Source organism: Negadavirga shengliensis (genome assembly GCF_042652345.1).
GTDB lineage: Bacteria > Bacteroidota > Bacteroidia > Cytophagales > Cyclobacteriaceae > Negadavirga > Negadavirga shengliensis.
The window spans coordinates 128,523-151,913 of the sequence record NZ_JBHSJJ010000015.1 but is presented as its reverse complement, the minus strand read 5'-3'; the positions used below and the strand labels follow the sequence as shown (position 1 = coordinate 151,913).

General features: G+C 47.6%; 17 protein-coding genes and 1 pseudogene. 14 read left to right on the top strand and 4 right to left on the bottom strand.

All coding sequences use genetic code 11. The annotated features are described in order from the left end of the window. On the top strand, positions 1 to 238 hold a 238-nt coding region (locus ACFPFU_RS20765), incomplete at its 5' end, for a hypothetical protein (protein ID WP_377067721.1). Positions 239 to 291: 53 nt separating this feature from the next. Here the strand turns inward: ACFPFU_RS20765 and ACFPFU_RS20760 are convergent. The 3 genes from ACFPFU_RS20760 to ACFPFU_RS20750 all read right to left on the bottom strand — a co-directional run bounded on the left by ACFPFU_RS20760 (position 292) and on the right by ACFPFU_RS20750 (position 2,590). Continuing rightward, entirely contained in the window at positions 292 to 1,266 is a 975-nt protein-coding gene (locus ACFPFU_RS20760; RefSeq protein ID WP_377067719.1) for a hypothetical protein, read from the bottom strand. A gap of 90 nt (positions 1,267 to 1,356) precedes the next feature. Continuing rightward, positions 1,357 to 2,040, bottom strand: coding sequence for a hypothetical protein (locus ACFPFU_RS20755; protein ID WP_377067717.1), 684 nt, complete (start codon positions 2,038 to 2,040; stop codon positions 1,357 to 1,359). Next, positions 2,027 to 2,590, bottom strand: a complete 564-nt coding sequence (locus ACFPFU_RS20750) for an RNA polymerase sigma factor (protein WP_377067715.1) — start codon at positions 2,588 to 2,590, stop codon at positions 2,027 to 2,029. The genes ACFPFU_RS20755 and ACFPFU_RS20750 overlap by 14 nt, the downstream gene beginning before the upstream one ends. A 478-nt stretch (positions 2,591 to 3,068) precedes the next feature. Here ACFPFU_RS20750 and ACFPFU_RS20745 point away from each other — a divergent pair, with 478 nt between their 5' ends. From ACFPFU_RS20745 to ACFPFU_RS20730, 4 genes and pseudogenes are all read left to right on the top strand, one after another. Continuing rightward, positions 3,069 to 4,328 (top strand): ribulose-bisphosphate carboxylase large subunit family protein, encoded by a 1,260-nt coding sequence (locus ACFPFU_RS20745; RefSeq protein WP_377067713.1) that lies wholly within the window; start codon positions 3,069 to 3,071, stop codon positions 4,326 to 4,328. Continuing rightward, entirely contained in the window at positions 4,318 to 5,712 is a 1,395-nt protein-coding gene (locus ACFPFU_RS20740; protein WP_377067711.1) for a four-carbon acid sugar kinase family protein, read from the top strand. Before ACFPFU_RS20745 ends, ACFPFU_RS20740 begins: the two co-directional genes overlap by 11 nt. A 33-nt stretch (positions 5,713 to 5,745) precedes the next feature. Continuing rightward, entirely contained in the window at positions 5,746 to 6,420 is a 675-nt protein-coding gene (locus ACFPFU_RS20735) for an aspartate/glutamate racemase family protein (RefSeq protein WP_377067709.1), read from the top strand. Positions 6,421 to 6,509: 89 nt separating this feature from the next. After that, positions 6,510 to 6,755: pseudogene (locus ACFPFU_RS20730) on the top strand (hypothetical protein); the annotation flags it as partial. Here the strand turns inward: ACFPFU_RS20730 and ACFPFU_RS20725 are convergent. Beyond that, the gene (locus tag ACFPFU_RS20725; RefSeq protein ID WP_377067707.1) at positions 6,728 to 7,612 is read right to left on the bottom strand and encodes an AraC family transcriptional regulator; all 885 of its coding nucleotides are present in this window, start codon (positions 7,610 to 7,612) and stop codon (positions 6,728 to 6,730) included. The pseudogene ACFPFU_RS20730 and the gene ACFPFU_RS20725 overlap by 28 nt on opposite strands. A 215-nt stretch (positions 7,613 to 7,827) precedes the next feature. Between ACFPFU_RS20725 and ACFPFU_RS20720 the strand changes: the two genes are divergently transcribed. From ACFPFU_RS20720 to ACFPFU_RS20680, 9 genes are all read left to right on the top strand, one after another. Next, positions 7,828 to 8,598: a phytanoyl-CoA dioxygenase family protein gene (locus tag ACFPFU_RS20720; RefSeq protein WP_377067705.1), complete on the top strand. Its 771-nt coding sequence runs from the start codon at positions 7,828 to 7,830 to the stop codon at positions 8,596 to 8,598. A 38-nt stretch (positions 8,599 to 8,636) separates the two neighbouring features. Further along, positions 8,637 to 10,214 carry a beta-N-acetylhexosaminidase gene (locus ACFPFU_RS20715; protein ID WP_377067703.1) on the top strand — a complete coding sequence of 526 codons (1,578 nt, stop codon included), beginning with the start codon at positions 8,637 to 8,639 and terminating at the stop codon, positions 10,212 to 10,214. Between the two features lie 241 nt (positions 10,215 to 10,455). Continuing rightward, positions 10,456 to 11,550, top strand: coding sequence for a TonB-dependent receptor plug domain-containing protein (locus tag ACFPFU_RS20710; RefSeq protein WP_377067701.1), 1,095 nt, complete (start codon positions 10,456 to 10,458; stop codon positions 11,548 to 11,550). A gap of 9 nt (positions 11,551 to 11,559) precedes the next feature. Next, entirely contained in the window at positions 11,560 to 13,761 is a 2,202-nt protein-coding gene (locus ACFPFU_RS20705) for a SusC/RagA family TonB-linked outer membrane protein (RefSeq protein WP_377067743.1), read from the top strand. 18 nt (positions 13,762 to 13,779) lie between these two features. Continuing rightward, positions 13,780 to 15,186, top strand: coding sequence for a RagB/SusD family nutrient uptake outer membrane protein (locus tag ACFPFU_RS20700; protein WP_377067699.1), 1,407 nt, complete (start codon positions 13,780 to 13,782; stop codon positions 15,184 to 15,186). After that, a complete protein-coding gene (locus ACFPFU_RS20695; RefSeq protein ID WP_377067697.1) occupies positions 15,125 to 15,541 on the top strand; it encodes a RagB/SusD family nutrient uptake outer membrane protein in 417 nt (138 codons plus the stop codon). Before ACFPFU_RS20700 ends, ACFPFU_RS20695 begins: the two co-directional genes overlap by 62 nt. Before the next feature lie 279 nt (positions 15,542 to 15,820). After that, complete coding sequence (locus ACFPFU_RS20690; protein WP_377067695.1) at positions 15,821 to 18,919, top strand: SusC/RagA family TonB-linked outer membrane protein; 3,099 nt, start codon at positions 15,821 to 15,823, stop codon at positions 18,917 to 18,919. A 30-nt stretch (positions 18,920 to 18,949) separates the two neighbouring features. Beyond that, positions 18,950 to 20,455, top strand: coding sequence for a RagB/SusD family nutrient uptake outer membrane protein (locus tag ACFPFU_RS20685; protein ID WP_377067693.1), 1,506 nt, complete (start codon positions 18,950 to 18,952; stop codon positions 20,453 to 20,455). A 213-nt stretch (positions 20,456 to 20,668) separates the two neighbouring features. Then, positions 20,669 to 23,320: a PQQ-dependent sugar dehydrogenase gene (locus tag ACFPFU_RS20680; RefSeq protein WP_377067691.1), complete on the top strand. Its 2,652-nt coding sequence runs from the start codon at positions 20,669 to 20,671 to the stop codon at positions 23,318 to 23,320. Positions 23,321 to 23,391 lie beyond the last annotated feature (71 nt).

Here is a 23,391-nt window from a genome sequence, read left to right as displayed (position 1 = left end):
ACAGGAAATCGGGCGAAAAACTCCTGTTCTCTTTTCCCTATTCACCGTTCACGCAGTGTTCAGGAAGTGGGGAATAGGGAACCGGGAACAGGGAATCGGTCGAAAACTTCCCGTTTTCTTTCCCTATTCCCTGTTCACTCAGTATTCAGCAAACGGGGATTCAGGAACGGGGACAGGAAATCGATCGAAAACTTTCTATTCCCTTTTCCCTATTCCCTATTCCCTATTCACTCAGTAATCAGGAAATAGGGAATCGCGAACAGTGAAAAGAAAATCGATCGAAATCCCCACCTACAATCCGATTCCAATCCTGAACCCCGGGCTGACCTGCTTGAAAAAACCGTTGAAGTACAACTGCGGGGCCACATTGATGTGCTTTCCCACGTCCCAGTTCATGCCTATTCTCATGGTGTTTTCCCTGAAGATTTCACCGTTTTGCTTGGTCAGCAGGCCGAATTCTGCCCCCAGCCAATTGGGCTTTTCTCTTTGGTTGGAAAAGTTTCTCCTATAGCCGATATTGGTAAAGTTGTTGAGAACGGCGCGGTTGGCATCAAAGGAAAAAAGTAGGTTGTTGGAGATATACAACTGGTTTTTTAGGATGCCTTTTTGGTTGAGGTGCAGGCCGATTTCACCCGAGATATCGGTAAGAAACCTGTTCTGGTATACATTGGCACCTACCCCTGCTTTGAGACTCAGCATATCCATATATCCTGTATGGCGGTCCCGGATGAGTTTGGGTTTATTGGAGCTGGGATCCGTTTTATATTCCAGAAACCGTTGGAACCTGTGCTTGCCAGGTAGTTCGGCAATGATTCCGTCCAATACCGAGGACAGGTCGATGGTTTTTAGGTCATCCAGGTCATTGAATGACAGAATGGCTTGGTGGCCTTTGCCAGCGTCTGTGATGATGGCTTGGTTTTTAAAATTTTCCACCAGGCCGGTTTGATCGGAGATTTTATAGCTTTTAACCAGGCTGGTTTGGTGGATTTCTATTGTTTGTTGGTAACTGTATTCAATCACATAAGGACTATCTTTAGGTAGGTCTTCCTCAATTTTTTCAAGCTTGGATTGAAAGTCCGTCAGCATTTCCTTTACGAGCCCATCGCGCGTCAGGTCATGATAATCCGTTAAAAGGATCAACAGGTCCAGGTTTTCATTTCCTGTATAGTGTATAGAGTCCCTTGGAGCTTTTTCATCCTGGGCGTTGGCAGCCCTGAAACACGTCAGGCTGAACAGTGCGAGTAAGAAATAGTGTGGTGTTTTCATAGTGAAGGTATTTTGAAAATAGGATTTTTTAAACCTGCCCTGTCCTGTTTAAGAATGGCGCAAGACCCGTCAGGTTTCGATCATCGGATATTAATTTGACAAATGGGGGTTAATTTTGATGTTTAAAGCCAGGGAATGGCCGTGGTCATGGGGAATGTTATTGTTGCCCAATTTGACCTTTAACTTTCTGTTGTTTTCCGGTTTTATATCCGGGAGGGGTTCCGCTTGAATGGCTTCCGGGAGAAGAAGTTCCGTTTTTAAATCCCCGAGCACGATGCGGGGTAAGTTTACCTCCGGTACCGGGATAGCGGTTACGGTTTCGGGAGCTGGAACCTCCGGCGGGTCATTCCTTTCCTCAGCAGCATGGTTACCCAACTTTTGGCTTTTAGGTGTAATAGGTTTCCTTTCCGCTAGAGGCGCCGGTGCCACGCCAAAGGTGGATTCATGAGTCTCAGGGGGTGCTTGTCTATCATCAGGCAAAGGTATCGATGGCGTTTCCCACCTACTTTGCCGGAGAGAAGTGATTTGCGATTGTAATTCACTCAGCTCCTCCTGCCGGGATTCTAATTTCAGGTACAGGATGGCGCATATCACAAACAGGGATAAAGAAGCGGCAAGTGCGGAGACGAATCCCCAGTGAATGCTTTGTTTTCCCCGGGGTTTTTCAATGGCCGCCCAGACCCGTGATTTGGCCTCCTGAGCATGGGCTTTATCGTGTTCGCTGTGCTGCAGAAGCCCCTTTTTTATCCATTCATCGATGTCATTGAACTGCATGGCTATACTTTTTTTTTAGTTTCTGGATGATGTAATTCCTGGCTTTGTTGAGCTGGGACCTGGATGTATTTTCATTGATCTGGAGTATCCCGGCGATCTCCTTATGGGAATACCCTTCGATCGCAAACAGGTTGAATACCGTCCTATACCCTTTTGGCATGTGGTCCAGCAGCTGGCGGATTTCTTCCAAGTCAATCGTCCCGTTGGGTTCCCCCGTGGGAATGTTTTTGACCAACAGCTCGTCGTCTTCCTGGAAGATGATGGCTTTTTTTCTTTTCAGAAACCGGATGGCCTCATGGATGACGATGGTGTTGATCCACTTGGCCAAACTGCCTTCACCCCGGTATTCAAACCGGTCCATGTTTTTGTAAATCCTGGTATAGGATACAGAAAGCACATCCTCCGAATCATGGTGATTGGCCAGGTATCTCATGGCCACATGATACGTGCGACGGTAAAATGTGTCAAAAAGATACCTTTGGGCGTTGCGGTCGTTTTTCAGACAACCTGATATGATTTCGGGATCCTCCAATTTTTTTAGTGTTTTCAAAAGTCGGAACCCTATAATTTACCCAGACGTTGCCTGCGGAAAAATTTTACTTTGTGAAAAGATGTTAAGAAGTGGGTGCTGGTAAGACTTGGAGATTATGTATTTGAAGAAGATTCGGTATATAATGTTTTGGTGTGACCGAAATGGATTGATTAAGGTTGGTTAACAACGGTACACTTTTCACCAGGTATCTTTATGACTCCCCCCTCTCCTTTTTTTAAAAGTGTATTACAGAACAGAAGCCACGGCGTTGGGTCAGAAAACGTATACCTGACGGAACGGGTTCAATTCTGCGGGGGGAAGAGAGGAACACCCTGAGACTGAACCAACCCGAGGCAGGTAGGATCAGGAAACTTTTGGCTTGCTTCTTATTTATCTTTATCGGATAGGTTTATTGATTGATTTATTATTGAAAAAATAAGAGGGGATTTCCCTTCTTATTTTTTCTTCAGGAAATCGCTGATTTTTGACCATTCGCATGAACAGGATAAAAGCAAAATATTTGATAGAAACACCTTTTCCTTTGGATCAGGCGGCAGAGGTTTTGGCCGGGGAGCAGTCGTCGGGTACGTTTGTGCCGGTGCCCGGGGAGACGGCATCCCTCAAAGAGAGGTTTGCGGCCCAAGTGACCTCCATCGAAGCGCTGGACACCGTCACCACCCCGTCACTTCCAGGTGCGGCCTCGAACGGAGAAAGCTACCGTAGGGCCTTGATCGAAGTATCCTGGTCCGTGGAAAACGTGGGTTTCAATCTGTCCACACTGGTCTCCACATTACAGGGCAACCTGTATGAACTCCCGCAGTTCACGGGACTGAAATTAATGGACATAGATTTTCCTGAGGATTTTGGAAGTCACTATAAGGGACCGGCTTTCGGTATCAAAGGCTGCCGGGAATTGACCGGGGTCGGGAAAGGAAGACCGCTTATAGGCACCATCATCAAACCCAGCATAGGCCTGGCACCGGAGCAAACGGCGGAAACCGTTGCCAGATTGGCCGCTGCGGGAATCGACTTTGTCAAAGATGATGAACTGATGGCCTCACCTGCCAATTCACCATTTGAAAAAAGGGTGGAAGCGGTGATGAAGGTCATCCATGCCCATGCCGACAAAACCGGCAAGATGATCATGTACGCCTTCAATATCAGTGACGAATGGGAGGCCATGCAGCGGAATTATGACAAAATACTGGAATTCGGCGGCAATACGGCGATGATCAGCATCAACAGCGTGGGGCTGGCTGCCACCAAAGCCCTCTGTGACAGGAGACAGTTGGTGATCCACGCCCATAGAAACGGCTGGGGGATGTTGAACAGGCACCCGCTGCTCGGTATGGATTTTAGGGCCTACCAGAAGTTGTGGCGGTTGGCGGGTGTGGACCAGATCCATGTGAACGGGATCCGGAATAAATTCTGGGAATCCGATGATTCGGTGGTGGCCTCCATTGGGGCCTGCTTTGAGCCGGTGCTTGGCGGCTTCGAAGCGCTGCCGGTGATTTCTTCCGGACAGTGGGGAGGACAGGCCTTCGAAACATTCAGAAGGACCCGGAGCACGGATTTTCTCTATTTGGCCGGTGGGGGCATCATGGCCCATCCCATGGGACCTGAGGGCGGTGTGGTAGCCTTAAAGCAGTCCTGGGAAGCCGCGGTCAATGGCCTTTCCATCGAAGAAGCTGCTTCCAGTTATGCTGAATTTGGTCAGTCCGTAAAAAAATTCGCTAAAATCCATCATGGAAGTTAAAACCAACAGCAGCTTGCTGCTGGCCTATTATGGGGATGATTTTACGGGTTCCACCGATGCCCTGGAAGTCATCAGCCGCTACCATCTCAAAGCGGTGCTGTTCATTTCCCCGCCAAGCCGGGAACAATTGGATAAATATCCGGGTATCCAAGCCTACGGAGTAGCCGGGATGAGCCGGGCCATGGATCCGGAAGAAATGGAAAAGGAACTTAAGCCCGCATTTAGGGCTTTGAAAACATCGGGAGCATCTCAGGTCCATTATAAAGTGTGCTCGACTTTCGATTCCGCCCCACATATCGGAAGTATCGGAAAAGCCATCGACATAGGTAAGGAAGTTTTTGGAAGCAGGTACATCTCCCTTTTGGTGGCTGCGCCTGCTTTAGGGCGGTATGGCGTTTTTGGGAACCTGTTTGCAAGAGTAGGTACCGGTAAGGAAGGCCCGGTTTACAGACTGGACAGACATCCTTCCATGAGCAGGCATCCTATCACACCCATGGGAGAAAGTGATTTAAGACTTCATTTGAAGAAACAGACCGATGCCCGTATAGGGCTGGTGGATATTTTGGCGGCAGAGGAAGGGGTTGACCAAATAAACCTCCAACTTGAGCGCAACTTGGCAGATCAGGCCGAGGTGGTGCTGTTTGACGCGCTTGATACCCAGCATATGGAAAGCGTAGGGGCGATCATGGACGCGGCCAGTGAAGGTGAAGTTCATTTTTCGGTAGGATCCTCCGGAGTGGAAATGGCTTTAGGCCAGTATTGGAATAAAACAGGCAAAACAAACCCAAACGGGCATCGTTGGCCGGATCCCGGGAAGTCCACGCCGCTTTTGGTCGTTTCCGGAAGCTGTTCCCCGGTCACGGAGGCACAGATAAACTGGGCTTTTCGACATGATTTTGAAAGCGTGGCGCTGGATACTTTAGAAGTCGTCAGAGGGGACGCGGAGAATGAAATCCAGAGATGCCTCCAACTTACGGCCGCACAGCTCCTTAAGGGGAGAAGTGTGGTGATCCATGCCGCCATCGGCAGGGATGACCCCCGGTTGGTGGAAACAAAGCAGCAGTTGGCAGCCAGCGATAAAAAAGATAGCGAGGTCACTTCCCTCACATCGGTACTTTTGGGCAAGGCGCTGGGGAAAATCACCAAGGGCCTGGCGGAAAAGAACCTGTTCAAACGGTTGGTGATTGCTGGAGGTGATACCAGCAGCATCATGGCGAGGACGCTTGGCATTGAGGCGGTGGAAATGATAGCCAGCATTGTGCCGGGGGCACCTTTGTGCAAAGCCCTTGCCCCCAATTCGCCTCTGGATGGTCTGGAAATCAACTTTAAAGGTGGCCAGGTGGGTGGCGATGATTATTTCGGACGTTTATTGGAAGGCAAATAATTCGTATAAAAAATTAACTTTAACATTTTGAATATGGAAAAAGCAAAAAAGATTTTGGGCCTGGTGCATACCTCCGCCACCTTGGTTCCCGTGTTTCAGCAACTTTGCCAAAAACACCTGGCCCATGTAGAGGTATTCAATATTGTCGATGACAGCCTGATCAAAGATGTGATTGCCAAAGGGGAACTGACCCCGCAGACGGCCAGGAGGGTGGTAAACCATGTGGGTTCTGCGGAAGCGGCAGGGGCTGACTACATCATGGTTACCTGTTCTTCCATCGGTGCCGCTGTGGAGTCCTCCATGTCCCTGACCCAGGTTCCTGTACTGAGGGTGGACCAGCCCATGGCAGATCTGGCCATCCGCACCGGAAAGCGGATAGGGGTGGTTGCGACTTTGCCCACCACTTTGGGACCCACCAGTGACCTGGTACGCAGAAGGGCAGTGCTACTGGACAGGGAGATTTCCCTTACTTCAAAACTCTGCGAAGGGGCTTTTGAAGCACTCATGGCAGGCGATGCCCAAAAACACGATGAGGTGGTGGCGGCTGCTTTGAAAGAACTTTCAGAAAAAGTGGATGTGATCTTACTGGCGCAGGCGTCCATGGCAAGGGTAGTGGACCAATTGGAGGAATCTTCGAAAAGAGTGCCCATTGTAACCAGCCCACTGGAGGCGGTAAAATACCTGGCGAATATCTTTAATGAAGGTTGATTTTTTGTTCCTGCGCAAATGGGTGATGGGAATCGGAATACTGTTTCTCGTGGCGCTGGTTTTTTGGGTTGTTGGTTTCCCTTTGACCTTTGGGTTTGGATAAACCTTCCGCCCGGGCGATGGCTCTGGAAGTGGGCATGCAAAACGGGGACATGGCCTCTGGTTTGGCGGGTTCCATGGGAAAACTGGGGACGGTGGGACTGGCGCTCACTGTTTTTAGCCCCTGGATGAACATTTCTGGATCGATTTTGGCCAACTACTGGAGGAGAAAAGAGGGACAGGGATCAAAAAAGCGGATAATGACCGTTTATGTGGCCAAAGATATTTTCTTATAGGTGACGGGAGTCATTCCGGTGTATTTTTTAAATACAGAGGAAAAGTGCTGGGACGAGGAGAAGTTCAATTGGTAGGCTACAGCGGTCATTGTGGTAAAAGGCCTTTCGGATATCAGTTGCTTGGCTTTTTCGATTTTTTGTCTTAGCACATAATCCATTGGCGTGATGCCCACTTCCCTTTTAAACCAACTTTTGAAATGGGACTCCGAGAGATTTTGCTGGTTGGCCAAGACAGATATGGATAAAGATTCATCCAAATGGGATGTGATAAAGTTCTGAACGGACTTTACCCTGTCATTTGCGCGCACTTTTTTATTGCTTTCGCGGGAGCTATTGATGATGGAAAGCAGGAAACTGGTCAGGATATTATAGATTCGTAGCCTGTTAAGTCCCTTGCTTGGCTGATTTAATAACGTCATCAGAAGTCTCAACATCCTTTTAAGGTCAGAGTTTCCCTTAAAGTGCCTTGCAGGCAGGTTCAATAGGGCGTCGGTGATGGACCGCGCGTCCTGGCCGTTGTACCCCAGAAAATATTCGCATTCTGAAGGTAAAGCAATCTGCAGCCAATACAGGATACCTTTCTCCTCAGGGTGATCAGCGGTGCTGTGCGGTTCATCGGGAAAAGTAACAAAAACATCACCGCCCTTGATCAAAAAGTTTTGGGTGCCCACTTCATAAACCTGTTGGCCCTTATCACAGTAGCAAATTTCCATCACACCGGGATGGACGTGGGTATCCAACTGTTGTCTGGCTCCGGAATATATGTACCGCCCGATCAGCTGAATGTTGCGAAAACCCATTTTCTTCAAATTCACGATCACCCTCTCCGATGTGTCTGAAATATCATGTACTTTCATCAGTGCCCCTTTTTTGTGATTTTTATCATGTTTTGTTTTGTGGGGTCAATTTTGGAAAATTAAAACGAACAATGCAAGACTTTGTACAAAATAGTATGTTCCTACTTTGGTGAAAGCCTAACGTATACAAAATCGGTACATTTGATTTCATGATACAGGGGTAAAGAATTATTTGCAGAATGAACCTATCGGAATATAAAAAATTGAACAACACTATGAACACCTACAAGTTATCGCAGCGTCAACTTGATTTTTTTGAAGATAACGGCTATCTGGTAGTCGAACACATTATTTCTCCGCAAGAGGTAACTCAATACAAGGCCATATACGATGATTTTCTCAGCGGAAAAATCGATGTCGGGGGAAACCGCTCTGACTTGGGGGAAGACCTGGGGGAAAGTAAAACGGTGGAAAACATTACCCAGATCATGTGGCCAAGCAAGTTTTTGCCCGAATTATTGGAAATGGTGTACCACCAAAGGGTTCTGGCGGTCAGCAAAGCGCTTATGGGCGATGATATGGAAATGGACTTTGATATGTTGATCAATAAAGCCCCGGGGACCAACACGATTACCCCTTGGCATCAAGACGAGGCCTATTGGATGAATATGCCGGATAAGCGATCGGTAAGTTGCTGGCTTTCTTTGGACCATGCGACTGAGGAGAATGGATGCATGTGGTTTGTACCGGGCTCAAATAACGGAAAGGTACGCTCGCATAGGTTTGCTTCGAAGGAAGGAGGGGCGCTGGTGTGCGATGCCAGTGAGGAGGAAGGCGTGGCGGTTCCGCTTTTGCCCGGATCATGTACTTTTCACCATGGGAGGACCCTGCATTACAGCCGGGGAAACAGTTCTTCCCATCAAAGAAGGGCATTTATCATTAACCTTAGACCTAAAGCAATGATCCAACTGGAGAGGAAGCTGGGCTATGATCACGGTAAGGAAAGCGGTTCAAAGCGAAAATTGGATAACGAAGAGTTTAAATAGTAAGCATAAAATAATAAACCGGAATTAACCTAATCAGCATGATAACGAGAGTTTTTGTACCCATTACGCTTTTTTTCTTATTCACGGCGGGCAGCTTGTTTGGACAGCATATCATCCCGCAGCCTGTTGAATTGGATACGGCCGGGCGGGGTGTTTTTGTAATGGACAAAAATACCAGGATCGTCGCGGTTCCGGAATTCCTTTCCGAAGCGCGGCAACTGGTAAACCTCCTCAGAGAAGCCATGGAAATAGAGGTAGCCTTGGTGTCGGGGGCCGCCAATGATTCTCCTTCCAACACAATCATTTTTGCGAAAGAAGATATGGAAGAAAGTGAAGCTTATCGGCTCAGCGTAAGGGAAGGTGCCATATCCATAGCGGCTTTGGATAAAGCCGGAGCTTTATATGGAGCAATGACGTTGTTTCAGCTCATGGAAAAGGATACGGCCACAAATCGGGTCAACATCAGGGAAGTGGAAATATTCGACTACCCCAGATTCGGGTGGAGGGGTTTGATGCTGGATTGTTCGAGGACATTTATTTCGATGGATTATCTGAAAAAAACCATAGACAGGATGTCATTCTACAAACTCAATGTCCTCCACCTTCACCTTACGGATGACCAGGGATGGCGGCTGGAAATAAACAGCCGGCCGCAACTTACCTCAGAGGGAGCCTATTTTGCGGAAAACTACAGCGAACCGGCAGCCTTTGAAGGCTACTATAGCCAGGATGATATCCGCGAACTATTAGAGTATGCTGCCCAAAAACATGTGGAAATCGTACCGGAGATAGAAGTTCCCGGTCACAGCGCGGCAGCAATCCATGCTTATCCCGAACTTTCCTGTTCGGGTCGCAAGGTGCCCATATATCCTCTCCTGGCTGGTAGCCCTTATCCTCCCAATGATGTTTTTTGCGCGGGAAATCCCGACACCTACGTCTTTTTCGAAGAAGTGCTGCAGGAAGTAACCGCATTGTTTCCATCTCCTTACGTGCATTTGGGGGGTGATGAAGTAGGCAAACACCATTGGAAAGCCTGTGAAAAGTGTCAAGGTAAAATGAAAGAACTGGGGATTGCCGATGAGGAGAAACTGCAAAGGTACATGATGGGAGAAGTCAGCAAAAATGTGATCGATGCAGGCAAAAAACCAATCGGGTGGGATGAGATCCTGGATGGCGGTGCTGGGAAAGAATGGCTTGTGATGGCCTGGCAAGGCCATGATATAGGCATACGGGCCGCAAGCCAGGGATTCGACGTGGTGATGAGCCCCACTTCTCACCTGTATTTTGATTACAACTACCGGACTACGCCTACCAAGAAAGTATACAGTTTTCAGCCACTCCCCGATAATATTACGGAGGAAGAACGGAAACATTTTCTGGGTATCCAGGCTAATTTTTGGTCCCACATTGACCGGACCGAATCCCGCATTGATGCGATGATCTATCCAAGAGCCCTTGCCCTGGCAGAAAGGGCCTGGTCGGAGGATAATGTCCGGGATTATGAAAATTTCACCAAACGTAAAGAAGCACACAGGCAATGGCTGCGGTTTTTTGATGTCAAGTTCAATTGGTACGATGACCCGGAGCCCTCGCCTTATGATGATATATGGCAATAACCGCCTAGATGGAAGGAGAACGGAGGGGATGGATTACGCACAAGCACAGGCGCATCAGGCACTAACAAACGCCACCGCCTGACTGGAAAATTCCTGGGGATGCTATACAAGTAATTTACGGACAAATGATGGCATGCGTGTATGCTATTGTTGTCTGAACGGAATAACTATGTCTATAAAATAAACCTGAAACTATGAAATCAGAAACAAATGATTTGTACAACCAAAACATGTTTGCTTTATGAAGATTTATTTACAAAAGCGACAAGGACTTGTTTTCGGAATAGTGCTTTTACTTGTTTTCATGGGATTGCCCGCATTCGGTAATCCCACAAATCAAGTGGCATTCCGTGCCAATGGCTCTGAAACATTCCTGTCCAAACCCATTCCAAGAGAATGGCAGATCACGGGAGTCGTCACCACTCCCAATGGTGAGCCCCTTTCAGGGGTGATTGTATTGCTCAAGGACACGACGGTCGGTGAAGTAACGGACGAAAATGGCCGTTTCTCCATCAATGTCCCGGAAAACGACGGAGTGCTTGTGTTTTCATTTATCGGTTTTCATACGGTAGAAAGAAGTTTTGATGGTTCCGGCGAAATCAACGTCACCATGATGGAAAACATAGACGATTTGGATGAGTTTGTTGTGGTGGGCTATGCCGAACAGAGAAAGAAGGATCTTACCGGGGCTGTCAGCGTGGTGGACGTTGATAAACTGAACCGGCAGCCCTCGGGATTGCTGACCAATCAGCTGCAGGGCCAAGCTGCAGGGGTGAATGTACTGGGTTCAGGACAGCCCGGGCAGGAGCCCACAGTTACCATCCGCGGTGCAAACACCTTTGGAAACAACAATCCCTTATATGTGGTGGATGGGGTACCGCTTACCAGCATCACGGATGTCAACCCCAATGATGTCGAATCCATGCAGGTGCTCAAGGATGCGGGAGCGGCGTCCATTTATGGAGCCAGGGCCGCAAATGGGGTCATTATCATTACCACCAAAAAAGGAAGGGGCAAGGTCAATATCCAATATGATGCATTTTATGGCATGCAGGTGCCGGTCAGAGGCAACGTTTGGAATACCCTGAATCCCCAGGAGATGGCAGAGCTGAAATTTATGGCTCTAAGGAATTCCGGTGTGACAGATATAAATGATTCTTATTATGGATCGGGACCCCAGCCTGTACTTCCCGATTACCTGGTACCGGTCGGGGCCAGTGAAGGGGATCCCTCGGTGAACCCATCCTTATATAATGTGAACCCCCACTATACGGATCCCTCCGATTTGGGAAGTTTTTACCGTATCGTAAGGGCCAATAAAGAAGGGACGAATTAGTATAATGAAATCTTTGACAATGCCCCCATAACCAGCCACAACCTAAGCTTAAGTGGGAGCAATGACGAGGGTCAGTATCTCTTTTCAATGAATTACTTTAACCAGGAAGGGACAGTTTATAACACAGGGCTGGAAAGGGTTACGTTGCGGGCGAATTCCCAGTACAACATTGGTAACAATGTCCGCATAGGCGAAAACCTTGGTTTGTCCTATACGGATAATCCCGCTGTGGGCATCAACAACGCCGATGGGCCTATAGCCATGGCCATGCGTTCCCAGCCCATTATTCCGGTTTATGATATTATGGGAAATTTTGCCGGTTCATTTGGACACCAGATAGGGCCTGCCCGTAACCCCGTGGCCATGTTGGAGCGGACGAGGCACAATAAAAACACCAATAACAGGATCTTTGGCAATGTGTTTTTGGAAGCGGATATACTCCGGGACTTTGTTTTCAGAACCAGTTTCGGGGGAGAGTATAATAATAGCTCATCCCATTCCTTTACTTTTCCGGAATATGAAAATGCGGAAAACAATTCCATAAACGCCTATACAGAATCGGCTGGAAGAGCATACAATTGGACCTGGACCAACACGCTGGCCTATAATAAGCTGATCAATAATGTCCATCAGATCAATGCGGTGATTGGCTCAGAAGCCTATGACGCCCATTTCAGGACGGTAGGCGGTACTACCCAGGGCTTCTTCTCGTTTGACCCCAACTATGTGGCACTGCCTACGGGATCCGGAGGACGGACCAATACAAGCTTTAGGACTTCGGAGTCGCTGTATTCTGTTTTCGGAAGAGTAGACTACAGCTATGACGACAAATACCTCGCGGGCTTTACAATAAGAAGAGATGGATCTTCCAAATTTATCAACAACCGCTATGGTTGGTTCCCGGCCTTTACCGCTGGCTGGAGGATTTCAGAAGAAAACTTCCTTTCCGAACTGAGATGGGTGGATGACCTTAAAATCCGGGGCGGATGGGGTATCATGGGCAACCAGCTCAATGTGGATCCCATGAATGCTTTTTCCACTTATGCCAGTGACTGGAACAATTCCTATTACGATATCAGAGGTTCCAACAATTCCATCGTGGAAGGGTTTTACAGAAACAGGATGGGCAATCCCGATGCTGCTTGGGAAAAAAACATCCAGGCCAACTTCGGCATTGACCTGAGCATGTGGTCCGGCAGTCTGCAGCTTTCAGCTGACTACTATCGAAAAGACATTCAGGATTTGCTGTTCAATCCCCAATTGGCGGGCACAGCGGGGGCAGCTACCGTGCCCTACATCAATATCGCCTCCATGAGCAATACCGGACTGGATTTTACCCTTTCAGGTTACAAACAGCTTTCCAACGACCTTCAAATCAATGGTTCTTTGATGGTCACCACTTATGATAACACGATCACGGGTGTATCGGATAATGCGGACTATTTTGACTTGGAGTGGAGAAGGTTCGGAGACAACATCGTAAGAAACCAGGTGGGACGGCCCGTCGGGGAGTTTTTTGGGTACCAAATCGAAGGATTCTGGAACAGCCAGGCTGAAATCGATGCTGCAAATGAAGCGGCGCAGGCCGCAACGGGGGATCCTGGAGCCGTTTATCAAAACGACGTGGCCGTGGGGCGTTTTCGTTATGCAGATGTAAACGGGGACGGCAGGGTAACTGCTGATGACAGAACAGCTATAGGCAATCCCAACCCTGATTTCACCTATGGGATCAATCTTGGTGTAAATTTCAGGAACTTCGACTTAAGCATGTTTTTCTTTGGCTCACAGGGAAATGATATATGGAACAACCTGCTCTGGTGGAGGGACTTTTTCCCTGCTTTCCAGGGAGCCAAAAGCTACACGGCATTATATGATTCGTGGACACCGGATAACATGAATGCGAAAGCCCCGATTCAGGAGACCACCGCCTCCTTCAGCACCAACAATGTGCCTAATTCTTACTTCGTGGAAGACGGCTCCTATTTAAGGTTAAGAAATGCCCAAATAGGCTATACCGTCCCGGCTGAGCTTTTGCAGAGATTTAAAATCCAAAGTCTCAGACTGTATCTCCAAGGGGCCAATCTCTTCACCATAACCAATTATTCAGGAATAGATCCTGAAATCGGCGGTTCTGCCGTGGCTTTTGGGATAGATGAAGGCACTTATCCTACCCAACGTCAGTTTCTGGTGGGATTGAACGTGAGGTTTTAACCAAAAAATACAGCTGTCATGAAAAAGATTAAATTCCTTATATATTTCGTTATAGTTTCTGTTTTGCCCCTCAACTCCTGCCAGGACGATTTTCTGGACAAGCCGGCATTGGGGGTATTGGATGAAGCGGTCCTGGCAAACAGAGAGGGTCTCAACGGGCTTTTGATAGGTGCCTATTCCCAATTGAACGGCAGCCCTGCCGCACTCTGGTTTGCATCCCCAAGTAATTTTCTGTTTGGAAGCATTGCAGGCGGTGATGCCCACAAAGGTGCGGATGGTGGAAGCGAAATTCCCATGGACGCCATCATGAGGATGACCGTGGATCCTACCAATGGTTACATCAATGCCGCATGGAATTATTATTATGAAGGTGTCACCAGGGCAAACAGCGTATTGAGGGTGGCCGAGCAGGTGGATGATATTCCGGATGAAGAACTCGCCAACATTATCGGTCAGGCACGTTTTATCCGGGGACACTTTTACTCCTATCTCAAAAAAATGTTTGACAACATTCCATGGATTGATGAGCACACAACGGATTTCCACCAACCGAATACCGTAGATACCTGGCCCATGATAGAGGCGGATTTCCGATATGCCATGGAGCATCTGAATGAGACCCAGCCGGATGTGGGCCGCGCTAACCGATGGGCAGCCGCAGCCTATTTGGCAAAAACTTACCTTTATCAGGAGAAATTCCAGGAAGCAAAGGAAATCTTTGACCAGGTTATTTCCAGCGGGGTCACATCGAACGGCCTCACCTATGGCCTGCTTCCGCGGTTTCAGCACAATTTTGATGCAGCTATGCAGAACAATGAAGAGTCTGTGTTTGCTGTTCAAATGGTGGCCCAGGACGGGACGAATGATATCCTGAATGCCAATGTGGGCGATATGCTGAATTTTCCATATGGCGGGCCCTTCAGCTGTTGTGGGATCTTCCAGCCATCTCAGGATCTGGTTAATTCCTACAGGACCAATGCAGCGAACGGCTTGCCTTATATTCACGATTACAACCAGCATGAAGTAAAACATGATATGGGACTCTCCTCGTCCCAACCTTTTGAGCCGGATGCCGGCCCGTTGGATCCGCGCCTGGACTGGACGGTCGGCCGCAGGGGAATCCCTTATTTGGACTGGGGCAACCATCCCGGAAATGACTGGATCCGTGACCAGAATTATGCCGGGCCCTATGCACCGATCAAAAATGTGTACCGGCAAGAAACCCAGGATCAATACGCGAGTTTTTATTCCTGGGCACCTGGCACCGCTATCAATTTGCTGATTATACGGTTTTCGGATGTGCTGTTAATGGCCGCCGAGGCAGAGGCAAATTTAGGTAACCCTGAATCAGGCGGAAGCATATGTGAACCGGGTCAGGAACAGGGCGGCCAATCCCGATGGATTTGTCAAGAAATACATCAATGAAAATGACCCCTTGGCCGGTTTTTCGGATGAGCCTGCGGCAAACTATGTCATTTCCCCCTATCCCTCTGGTAGTTTTAGCGCCATGGGTCAAGAAGAGGCCTTACAGGCGATTTATTTTGAAAGGAAGCTGGAGCTGGGGATGGAGGGACACCGTTTCTTCGATATATCCAGGTGGGGAATAGCAGCCGACGTGCTGAACGCGTACTACCAATACGAACAGCAAATAACGAATGATCTCGATGGTGCCCAATTTACCGTAGGAAGAAACGAGTATTATCCGATACCACAAGCCCAGATAGATCTCAGCGTTACGGCGGGGGAAAGAACATTGATTCAAAACGCCGGCTATCAGTAACAATTCATTCCAATGCCTTTCTGAAAGATAGCCGTTTGGGTTCCTAGCTCTCAAATTCAGATCCTAAGCGAGTGACTTTGGGAAGGCATTGTTTTTTTGGTGAAAAATTTTTTTACCTGCTTTTTTTAAAATTTTGATATAATTCACTGTCTTTTCTGAATGGCATCAGCACAGTGCAGGACAGTTATTGGGGAAATTAATTTTTTATTTGCTTTGCTATCTATCCAATAAGATAAGATAGGACCAAATCAATGATCATTAACAATTAACCCAAAAATTATGAGAAAAGATTATTACTCGTTGAAAAACGGCAAACCCCTGATGCTATTGCTGATGGTTTTGTTGTTGACATCCGGATCCTATGCGCAGACCAGCACCATATCTGGTGTAGTGCGTTCTGAAGGGGACATGGAAACCATTCCGGGGGTTTCCGTATTGGTAAAAGGGACCACAAGAGGCAGTGTGACTGACTTAGACGGTAGGTTTGAAGTACAGGCCGCTCCGGGTGAAGTATTGACTGTGAGCTATATCGGCTATACTACCCAAGAAGTCGCGGTACAGTCTGGGCAAACCAGTTATGAGATTGTAATGGTCTCCTCCATGAGCGACTTGTCCGAAGTCGTGGTGGTAGGTTATGGTAGCCAGTTGAAGAAGGAAATCACGGGAGCGGTCCAAACCGTGGCCGGAGATGACTTGATGGATATTCCTGTCCCTTTGATGGCTCAGAAGCTTCAGGGTCAATTGGCCGGTGTACAGATCAACCAAACCACGGGCCAACCGGGAAGGGGAATGAACGTCCGAATCCGGGGACAATTATCTGTTTCGGCAGGTAGTGAACCACTCTATGTAGTAGATGGATTTCCTATTACCGGAGATATTTCTACCTTGAATCCTGATGAAATTCAGGATATTACCATTCTAAAAGACGCGGCATCCACCTCCCTATATGGATCCAGGGCTGCGAATGGTGTAGTATTGATTACTACCAAAAGAGGAAAAGCAGGGCAATCCACTGTGTCATTGAATGTGTATAGGGGTGTGCAAAATGTACCTCATTACAACCGTTTGGAAATGATGGATGCAGTGGAATTTGCCCAGTTTAAAAAGGAATACTTCGAAGACGCAGGACGACCTGTACCGGAAATGTTTCAGAATCCTTCACAGTACGAAGGAAAAACGCAGGATTGGTACGATGCGCTGTTACAGTCTGCTCCTATCTCGAATTATAACCTGACTATCAATTCCAACACAGAAAAAATGAGAACTTCTGTAGTGGCTGGCTATTTTGATCAGGAAGGTGTTGTATTGAATACCGACTACAAGCGATTTTCATTGCGTATCAACTCTGATTACAACGCTTCTGATAAGCTGACGATGGGGTTTAATCTGGCCCCAACCTACATTCAGGACAACATACCCAGGACCGATGGGTCAAGGGGAACGGGGATTTTGTTCAATGCCCTGCATACTTGGCCTAACATGCCTATTTATGATGAAGATGGTGAACTGACGTATTTTAACCGGTTTCCAGGTGAAACAGGAAATATTTTCGCTTATCCAAATTACGTGCGGTCCGCCTTGGAAATAACCAATGAAACCAAGAATACCAATTTGCTGTCCAATGCATACATTCAGTACCAGCCGATTGAGGGCTTGGAAGTGAAATCCACGTTTAATGCGGAAATAAGGAACAGCAAGTATTTTTATTTCAACCCTTCCACCGCCACACCCGGCATGAATCAAGCCATCCCCACCGTTGCTTCATCGGTTCGGGATAACCGGGAGGTATTCAGTTGGTTGAACGAAAATACAGTTACCTACAGCAAATCCATCAACGATCACAATTTCCAGTTGTTGGGTGGATTTACCAACCAAAAATGGCGGTTGGACCGTACACAGATTGCTGCCAATACATATGCGGATGACCGACTTCCAACCGTACAGGGAGCCATCAATATCAATAGAGGTAGCACCATTTCAGATGTTCAGGAGTGGGCGCTAACCTCGTTCCTTAGCCGGCTGACTTACAACTTTCAGGGCAAGTACTTGTTAACGGCTGCCATCAGGGCTGATGGTTCTTCCCGTTTCGGTTCCGAAAACCGTTGGGGGATTTTCCCTTCCGTATCTGCAGGATGGGTCATGTCTGACGAAGGGTTCCTGAATACCAGCGAGCAGGTTTCCTTTATGAAAGTAAGGGGTAGCTACGGTGTGACCGGGAATAATAATATTGGTAACTATACCCAATATGCCTTGGTAAACAACACCGTAAACCACGTTTTTAACAACTCTGTGGTGCCAGGTGCAGCGGTTACTTCCCTTTCCAATCCATTCCTGGGGTGGGAAACTACCAAGCAATTGGATATTGGTCTTGATCTGGGATTGTTTGACGACCGCATTCAGTTTGTCTACGATTTTTACACCAAAAACACCTCCAACCTGTTGTACAACGTGCAGATTCCTCAGGAAGCCGGATTTGGTAGCTTCACCGACAACATTGGAGAGATTAAATTCTGGGGACATGAATTCGCCATCACTACGCGAAATACCCAAGGTAAACTGATTTGGACGACGAATGCAAATATTTCCTTTAACCGAAACAGAGTGGAGGCCCTTGCGGAAGGCATTGACCGCGTATACGGTACGTTCCACATTACACAGGTGGGACAACCCTTTGGACAATTCTACGGGTTGAGAAAACTGGGCAATTACATGAACGAAGAGGATCTGAACAGTTCCCCGCAGGTGCCCGGCCGGTCTACGGTGGGTTCCATTAAATTTGAGGACATCAACGGAGACGGAATTATCACCATTGGGGGAGACAATGACGACCGAACGATTATTGGCAACCCATTTCCGGATTTTACCTACGGTATCACCAATAATTTCAGGTACGGAAAGTGGGACATGAACATCATCGGATCCGGATCCTATGGAAACCAGTTGTACATGAGGCACCTCTTTAGTACCGCAAACCTGGACGGAGTATTTAACATGGTGCGAAAAGCCAATGACCGATTCCGTTCTCCCGAAAATCCGGGAGAAGGAATATTTGGAACCACTGTAGGTGGAGGAAACGTAACCGGTATCGAAAGAGACTGGGCGAATAGCAACTTTGTTTGGGATGCATCTTTCTTTAGCATCAAAAACATCACCCTAGGTTATAACGCAGGCCCCATAGCCAATGTGGTCCAGTCAGCCAGGTTCTATGCCTCTGTACAAAACGTCTATATTTTCACCAATTATTGGGGAGGACCCAATCCCGAGGTTAGCCAACAGGACAATGGTGCCGGTGACGGTGGTAATTTAAGTCCGGGAATTGACCTTACGGGTTATCCTGTTCCACGTACCTTTACAGTAGGCGCCAACTTTACGTTCTAATGAACCTTTTCATCTAAAATTGACTGAAAAATGAAAAAAATAAATATCATTATAGCGCTTTTGGGAATCATACTGTCAAGCTGTGAAGATTTCTTGACCATAGCCCCGGAAACCGCACTGAGTTCTGCTACCTTCTTTCAGACGGAGTCAGATTTTGAACAGGCAGTAAATGCAGCCTATGCACCGTTGAGAACCATTACCAATGACCGTTCTTGGTTGTTAACCGAAATGCGCTCCGACAATACCATTTATGCGCGGAACATCAACTTTGGAGCTACCGAGCAGCAGGAAGACCTTTCGGATCATGCCGTACCGGAAGCGCAGGGTATCACTCCAAATGTGCACGTATTGAACCAATACCGACAGGATTACCTGATCATCGCCAGGACAAACCAGATTTTGGACCTGATCGACGATGTGGAATTCAACCAGACGGCTAAAGATAACCTGAAAGGTCAGGCGCTGTTTCTACGTGGATACGCCTATTATGAACTGGCCCGGTATTTTGGAAGTGTGCCTCTTCACCTTTCTCCTGTGACTACCAGGGAAGAAGCTGCCCTGCCTTTAACGCCAGAGGCAGATATCTATAACCACCTGATAGGCGATATACAAGCCGCCATTAATTTATTGCCGGTAAGGTCCCAGCAGGGCATCGGCAGGGCATCCAAGGGAGCGGCCCAAATGTTATTGGCAGATGTGTTTATCACCCAAAAAAGATGGGCTGAGGCTGAAACCCTGCTCAAAGCCATTGAAAGCAGCGGAGAGTACGGACTAATAGATAATTATGAAGATGTGTTTTCAGAAAGTGTAGGCAACAAAAACACCAAAGAATCCTTGTTTGAGATACAGTACCTTGAAGGCCCCGAAGGTTTGAACAGTAGTTTCCTGTATAACTTTATGCCAAGGCCAATTTCTCCCCAAGAGTTGCAGCCAATTACCGGAACATCTAATACGCAACCTCTTGATGGTGAAGGGAACAACATTCCTACACCAGATATTATTGCTGCGTATGAGGAGGGGGATTCGAGAAAGGATGCTTCCATAGCCTATGTTGAAATCTCAGGAAGCGACCGGCAAGATAAAGTATATCCTTACATTAAAAAATATGCAAAGCACCATGATTTGCATGGGAACCACGGGATCAACTGGCCCATTTACCGGTATGCCGAAGTATTACTTTTCCTTGCGGAGGTGCTGAACGAGCAAGGTAAAACGGTAGAGGCTGCCGAATATTTGAATGAGGTAAGAAACAGGGCCGGATTAGGGAACACGAATGCGGCGGGGCAGTCCGAAATGAGAGAAGCCATCTTCAAGGAAAGAAGGGTTGAGCTAGCCTTTGAAAACAAAAGGTGGTTTGACATCACCCGTGCAGACAGGGTTCAGGAAATTATCGGGGATTTTGGAGCCAGGGCTGTGGCCAATCCACAGGATTATTATTACCCCGCGGGACATACATTTAGGTCTCACGCCTTTACCAACATCACCAAATATTATGCTCTGCCGGCGGCTGAGGCGGAGATAACGCCTCATTTCTAATGCAAAAAAATGGTGTTATTTAAGGCATAATCTAATCAAACAGCGCAGCGGAAAGCTTGTTTTCTTTCCGCTGCCTCTTGTTTTTTTTATGATTAAAGGCTGTATTTCGTAATAACTGGTTTTAAATACCCATAAAATTAATTTAATTTTAATTTTGGAAAATTTTATATATGCGCACTTTGCTTCACCGGAACAGAAATCAACAACAAAAATATGTACAGTAATCACTCAATCAAGAACTTGCTGATGGTATCACTGGTCCTGTTTATCTTGGGATCATGTGGTAAACGAGCGGAGGAAGAGGTTCACCCAAAAGTGGAAAAGCTCAAACTTCCCTCTGGATTCAAAGCGGAGCATCTATACAGTCCGGGAGAAAATGACCAGGGATCATGGGTAGGCATGACCTTTGATAATAAAGGCAGGCTACTCACTGTAGACCAGTATGGAGCGCTGTACAGGCTTGAAATACCCGAAATAGGATCGGATTCGCTCCGTCCGAAGGTGGAGAAACTGAAAATCGGCCCCAACGGGGATGATAAAATAGGCATGGGTTATGCCCAGGGCCTGCTTTATGCTTTTAACAGCGTCTATGTGATGGTCAACCATAACCCCAATGACGATTTTGACAAAGGTACCGGACTCTACCGGATCGAGGACACCAATGGGGATGACCAGTACGATAAAATCACCACCATCCGTACCTTTACGGGTAGTCCGGGGGAACACGGCCCTCATAGTATGGTCGTGTCTCCTGATGGCAACTCGATTTATATTGTTGTCGGAAACCACATAGACGTCCCTGAAATGGACCACTACAGGATTCCCCGGGTATGGCAGGATGATAATCTTTTGCCGGAGATCAAAGACCCCAGGGGACACGCCAATAACAGAGGGGCCCCAGGCGGCTGGATCGCCAAAATCGACCCGGAGGGCAAAGAATGGGAGCTTTTCAGTGTAGGTTACAGGAATCCCTTTGACATCGCTTTCAACGAAGTAGGGGACATGTTCACCTATGACTCGGACATGGAATGGGATTTCGGCATGCCCTGGTACCGGCCTACCCGGATCAACCATGTCACCAGCGGCAGTGAATACGGTTGGAGAACCGGTAATCTCAAGTGGTCCCCGGATTATACAGACAACCTTCCCGCTATTCTGAACATAGGGCAGGGTTCTCCCACAAATGTGGTTTATGGAAGTGATGCGAAGTTTCCCGAAAAATACAGGAGATCGCTGTTTGCTTTTGACTGGAGCTTTGGGATCATCTATTCTATTAACCTGGAACCCGAAGGAGGTACCTATAAGGCTACAGCAGAGGAATTCATTTCCGGGTCTCCTTTGCCCTTGACGGATGGCGTGATTGGCCCTGACGGCGCCATGTACTTTATGACAGGAGGCAGAAGGCTCGAATCAGATGTATACAGGGTTTATTATACCAGGGATTTAGACAACGGGAAAAGGGCTGATTTGAAAGAAACGGACCTTCCCGAGGAGCACAAAATCAGAAGACAGCTTGAAGATTATCATACCGGCCCAAAAGAAGGTGCCATAGACTTTGCCTGGCCTTACCTGAAGCATCCTGACCGATTTGTCCAATATGCGGCCAGAATAGCGGTTGAACACCAACCATTGCCTGAATGGCAGTCCAAGGCATTGAATGAAAAGGATCCGCGGACTTTGACCCAAGCTGTCATTGCTTTGGCCAGGCACGGTAATAAATCCCAGCTCAATCCTATGTTGCAGGCATTGATGCGGGTTGATTATGGAAGTCTGGATGAAGAAGATCAAATGAACCTTTCCAGGGCCTTTGAGCTGGTATTGGCACGACACGGAAATCCTTCAGGAAGCACAAGGAATCAGCTGATAGCCTATCTGGATGACCAGTTTCCGGCCCAGAGCAACCGGATCAACCGGGTAATGGGCAAAGTTTTGGTGAAACTGGAAGCGTCTAGTGCCGTACCGAAATTATTGGCGCTGCTGGAAACTGCTGAAGATGATCCGAATTATCAAAAAACCTTTACGGCATCTTCAGATCTCATCATGAGAAACCCTCAATACGGCCTGGACATTGCCAATATGCTGGCCAATGTGCCGCCCGCACAACAGACTTACTATGCCACTACATTAGGCGGGGCCAAGGCCGGCTGGACTGATGAATATTATAAGAAATATTTCAACTGGACCCATGACGCCTTCCAATATAAAGGAGGGAGAAGCTATGTAGGCTTTATCGACCGTTCCAGGAAAATGGCTTTGGCCACTGTGCCCAAATCCAAATTTGACTACTATAATACGCTGTCGGGTGCTGATCTGCTCACCGGAAGCGGCAACGATGTAAGGTCTTCTGAAATTCAGCCGGAAGGACCGGGTAGGAGATGGACCGTGGAAGAGGCCATGCCTTTAATGGATGACCTTCGCGGCCGTGACCTGGAAAAAGGTAAGGCCATGTATGATGCCACACTCTGTATTTCCTGCCATTCCATGCGGGGAGAGGGTGGAGCGGTAGGTCCTGACCTTACACAACTTGGAACCCGCTTCTCTGCCAGGGATATCCTGGAATCAACCATTAACCCAAGTGACGTGATTTCAGACCAATATGAGGCAACGGTATTTTATCTTGATGATGAAAGCTCCGTGGTAGGCAGATTGATCAGTGAAGATGACAATGCCTATTATGTCTCCCAAAATCCTTTTGACCCAGAAAACTTACGGGAAATTCCCAAAAGCAAGGTAACCAGAACCAAATATTCGGATGTTTCCGTGATGCTTCCGGGATTGGTCAACAGATTAAATGAAGAAGAACTGAAAGACCTGATGGCATACCTGATTTCCGGAGGTAATCCTGAACATGAAGTTTATCAATAACATACATTCATTGTAAAGATTGTTCAGGCCAGGCAAGATTTGTTTGGCCTGAACGCTTTACATCAAATATT

Excerpts from the sequence above, each read along its gene's own strand:
- ACFPFU_RS20690 (WP_377067695.1), top strand. The coding sequence starts at position 15,821 with ATGAGAAAAGATTATTACTCGTTGAAAAACGGCAAACCCCTGATGCTA.
- ACFPFU_RS20700 (WP_377067699.1), top strand. The coding sequence starts at position 13,780 with ATGAAAAAGATTAAATTCCTTATATATTTCGTTATAGTTTCTGTTTTG.
- ACFPFU_RS20720 (WP_377067705.1), top strand. The coding sequence starts at position 7,828 with ATGAACACCTACAAGTTATCGCAGCGTCAACTTGATTTTTTTGAAGAT.
- ACFPFU_RS20710 (WP_377067701.1), top strand. The coding sequence starts at position 10,456 with ATGAAGATTTATTTACAAAAGCGACAAGGACTTGTTTTCGGAATAGTG.
- ACFPFU_RS20735 (WP_377067709.1), top strand. The coding sequence starts at position 5,746 with ATGGAAAAAGCAAAAAAGATTTTGGGCCTGGTGCATACCTCCGCCACC.
- ACFPFU_RS20725 (WP_377067707.1), bottom strand. The coding sequence starts at position 7,612 with ATGAAAGTACATGATATTTCAGACACATCGGAGAGGGTGATCGTGAAT.
- ACFPFU_RS20740 (WP_377067711.1), top strand. The coding sequence starts at position 4,318 with ATGGAAGTTAAAACCAACAGCAGCTTGCTGCTGGCCTATTATGGGGAT.
- ACFPFU_RS20755 (WP_377067717.1), bottom strand. The coding sequence starts at position 2,040 with ATGCAGTTCAATGACATCGATGAATGGATAAAAAAGGGGCTTCTGCAG.
- ACFPFU_RS20745 (WP_377067713.1), top strand. The coding sequence starts at position 3,069 with ATGAACAGGATAAAAGCAAAATATTTGATAGAAACACCTTTTCCTTTG.
- ACFPFU_RS20715 (WP_377067703.1), top strand. The coding sequence starts at position 8,637 with ATGATAACGAGAGTTTTTGTACCCATTACGCTTTTTTTCTTATTCACG.
- ACFPFU_RS20760 (WP_377067719.1), bottom strand. The coding sequence starts at position 1,266 with ATGAAAACACCACACTATTTCTTACTCGCACTGTTCAGCCTGACGTGT.
- ACFPFU_RS20680 (WP_377067691.1), top strand. The coding sequence starts at position 20,669 with ATGTACAGTAATCACTCAATCAAGAACTTGCTGATGGTATCACTGGTC.
- ACFPFU_RS20685 (WP_377067693.1), top strand. The coding sequence starts at position 18,950 with ATGAAAAAAATAAATATCATTATAGCGCTTTTGGGAATCATACTGTCA.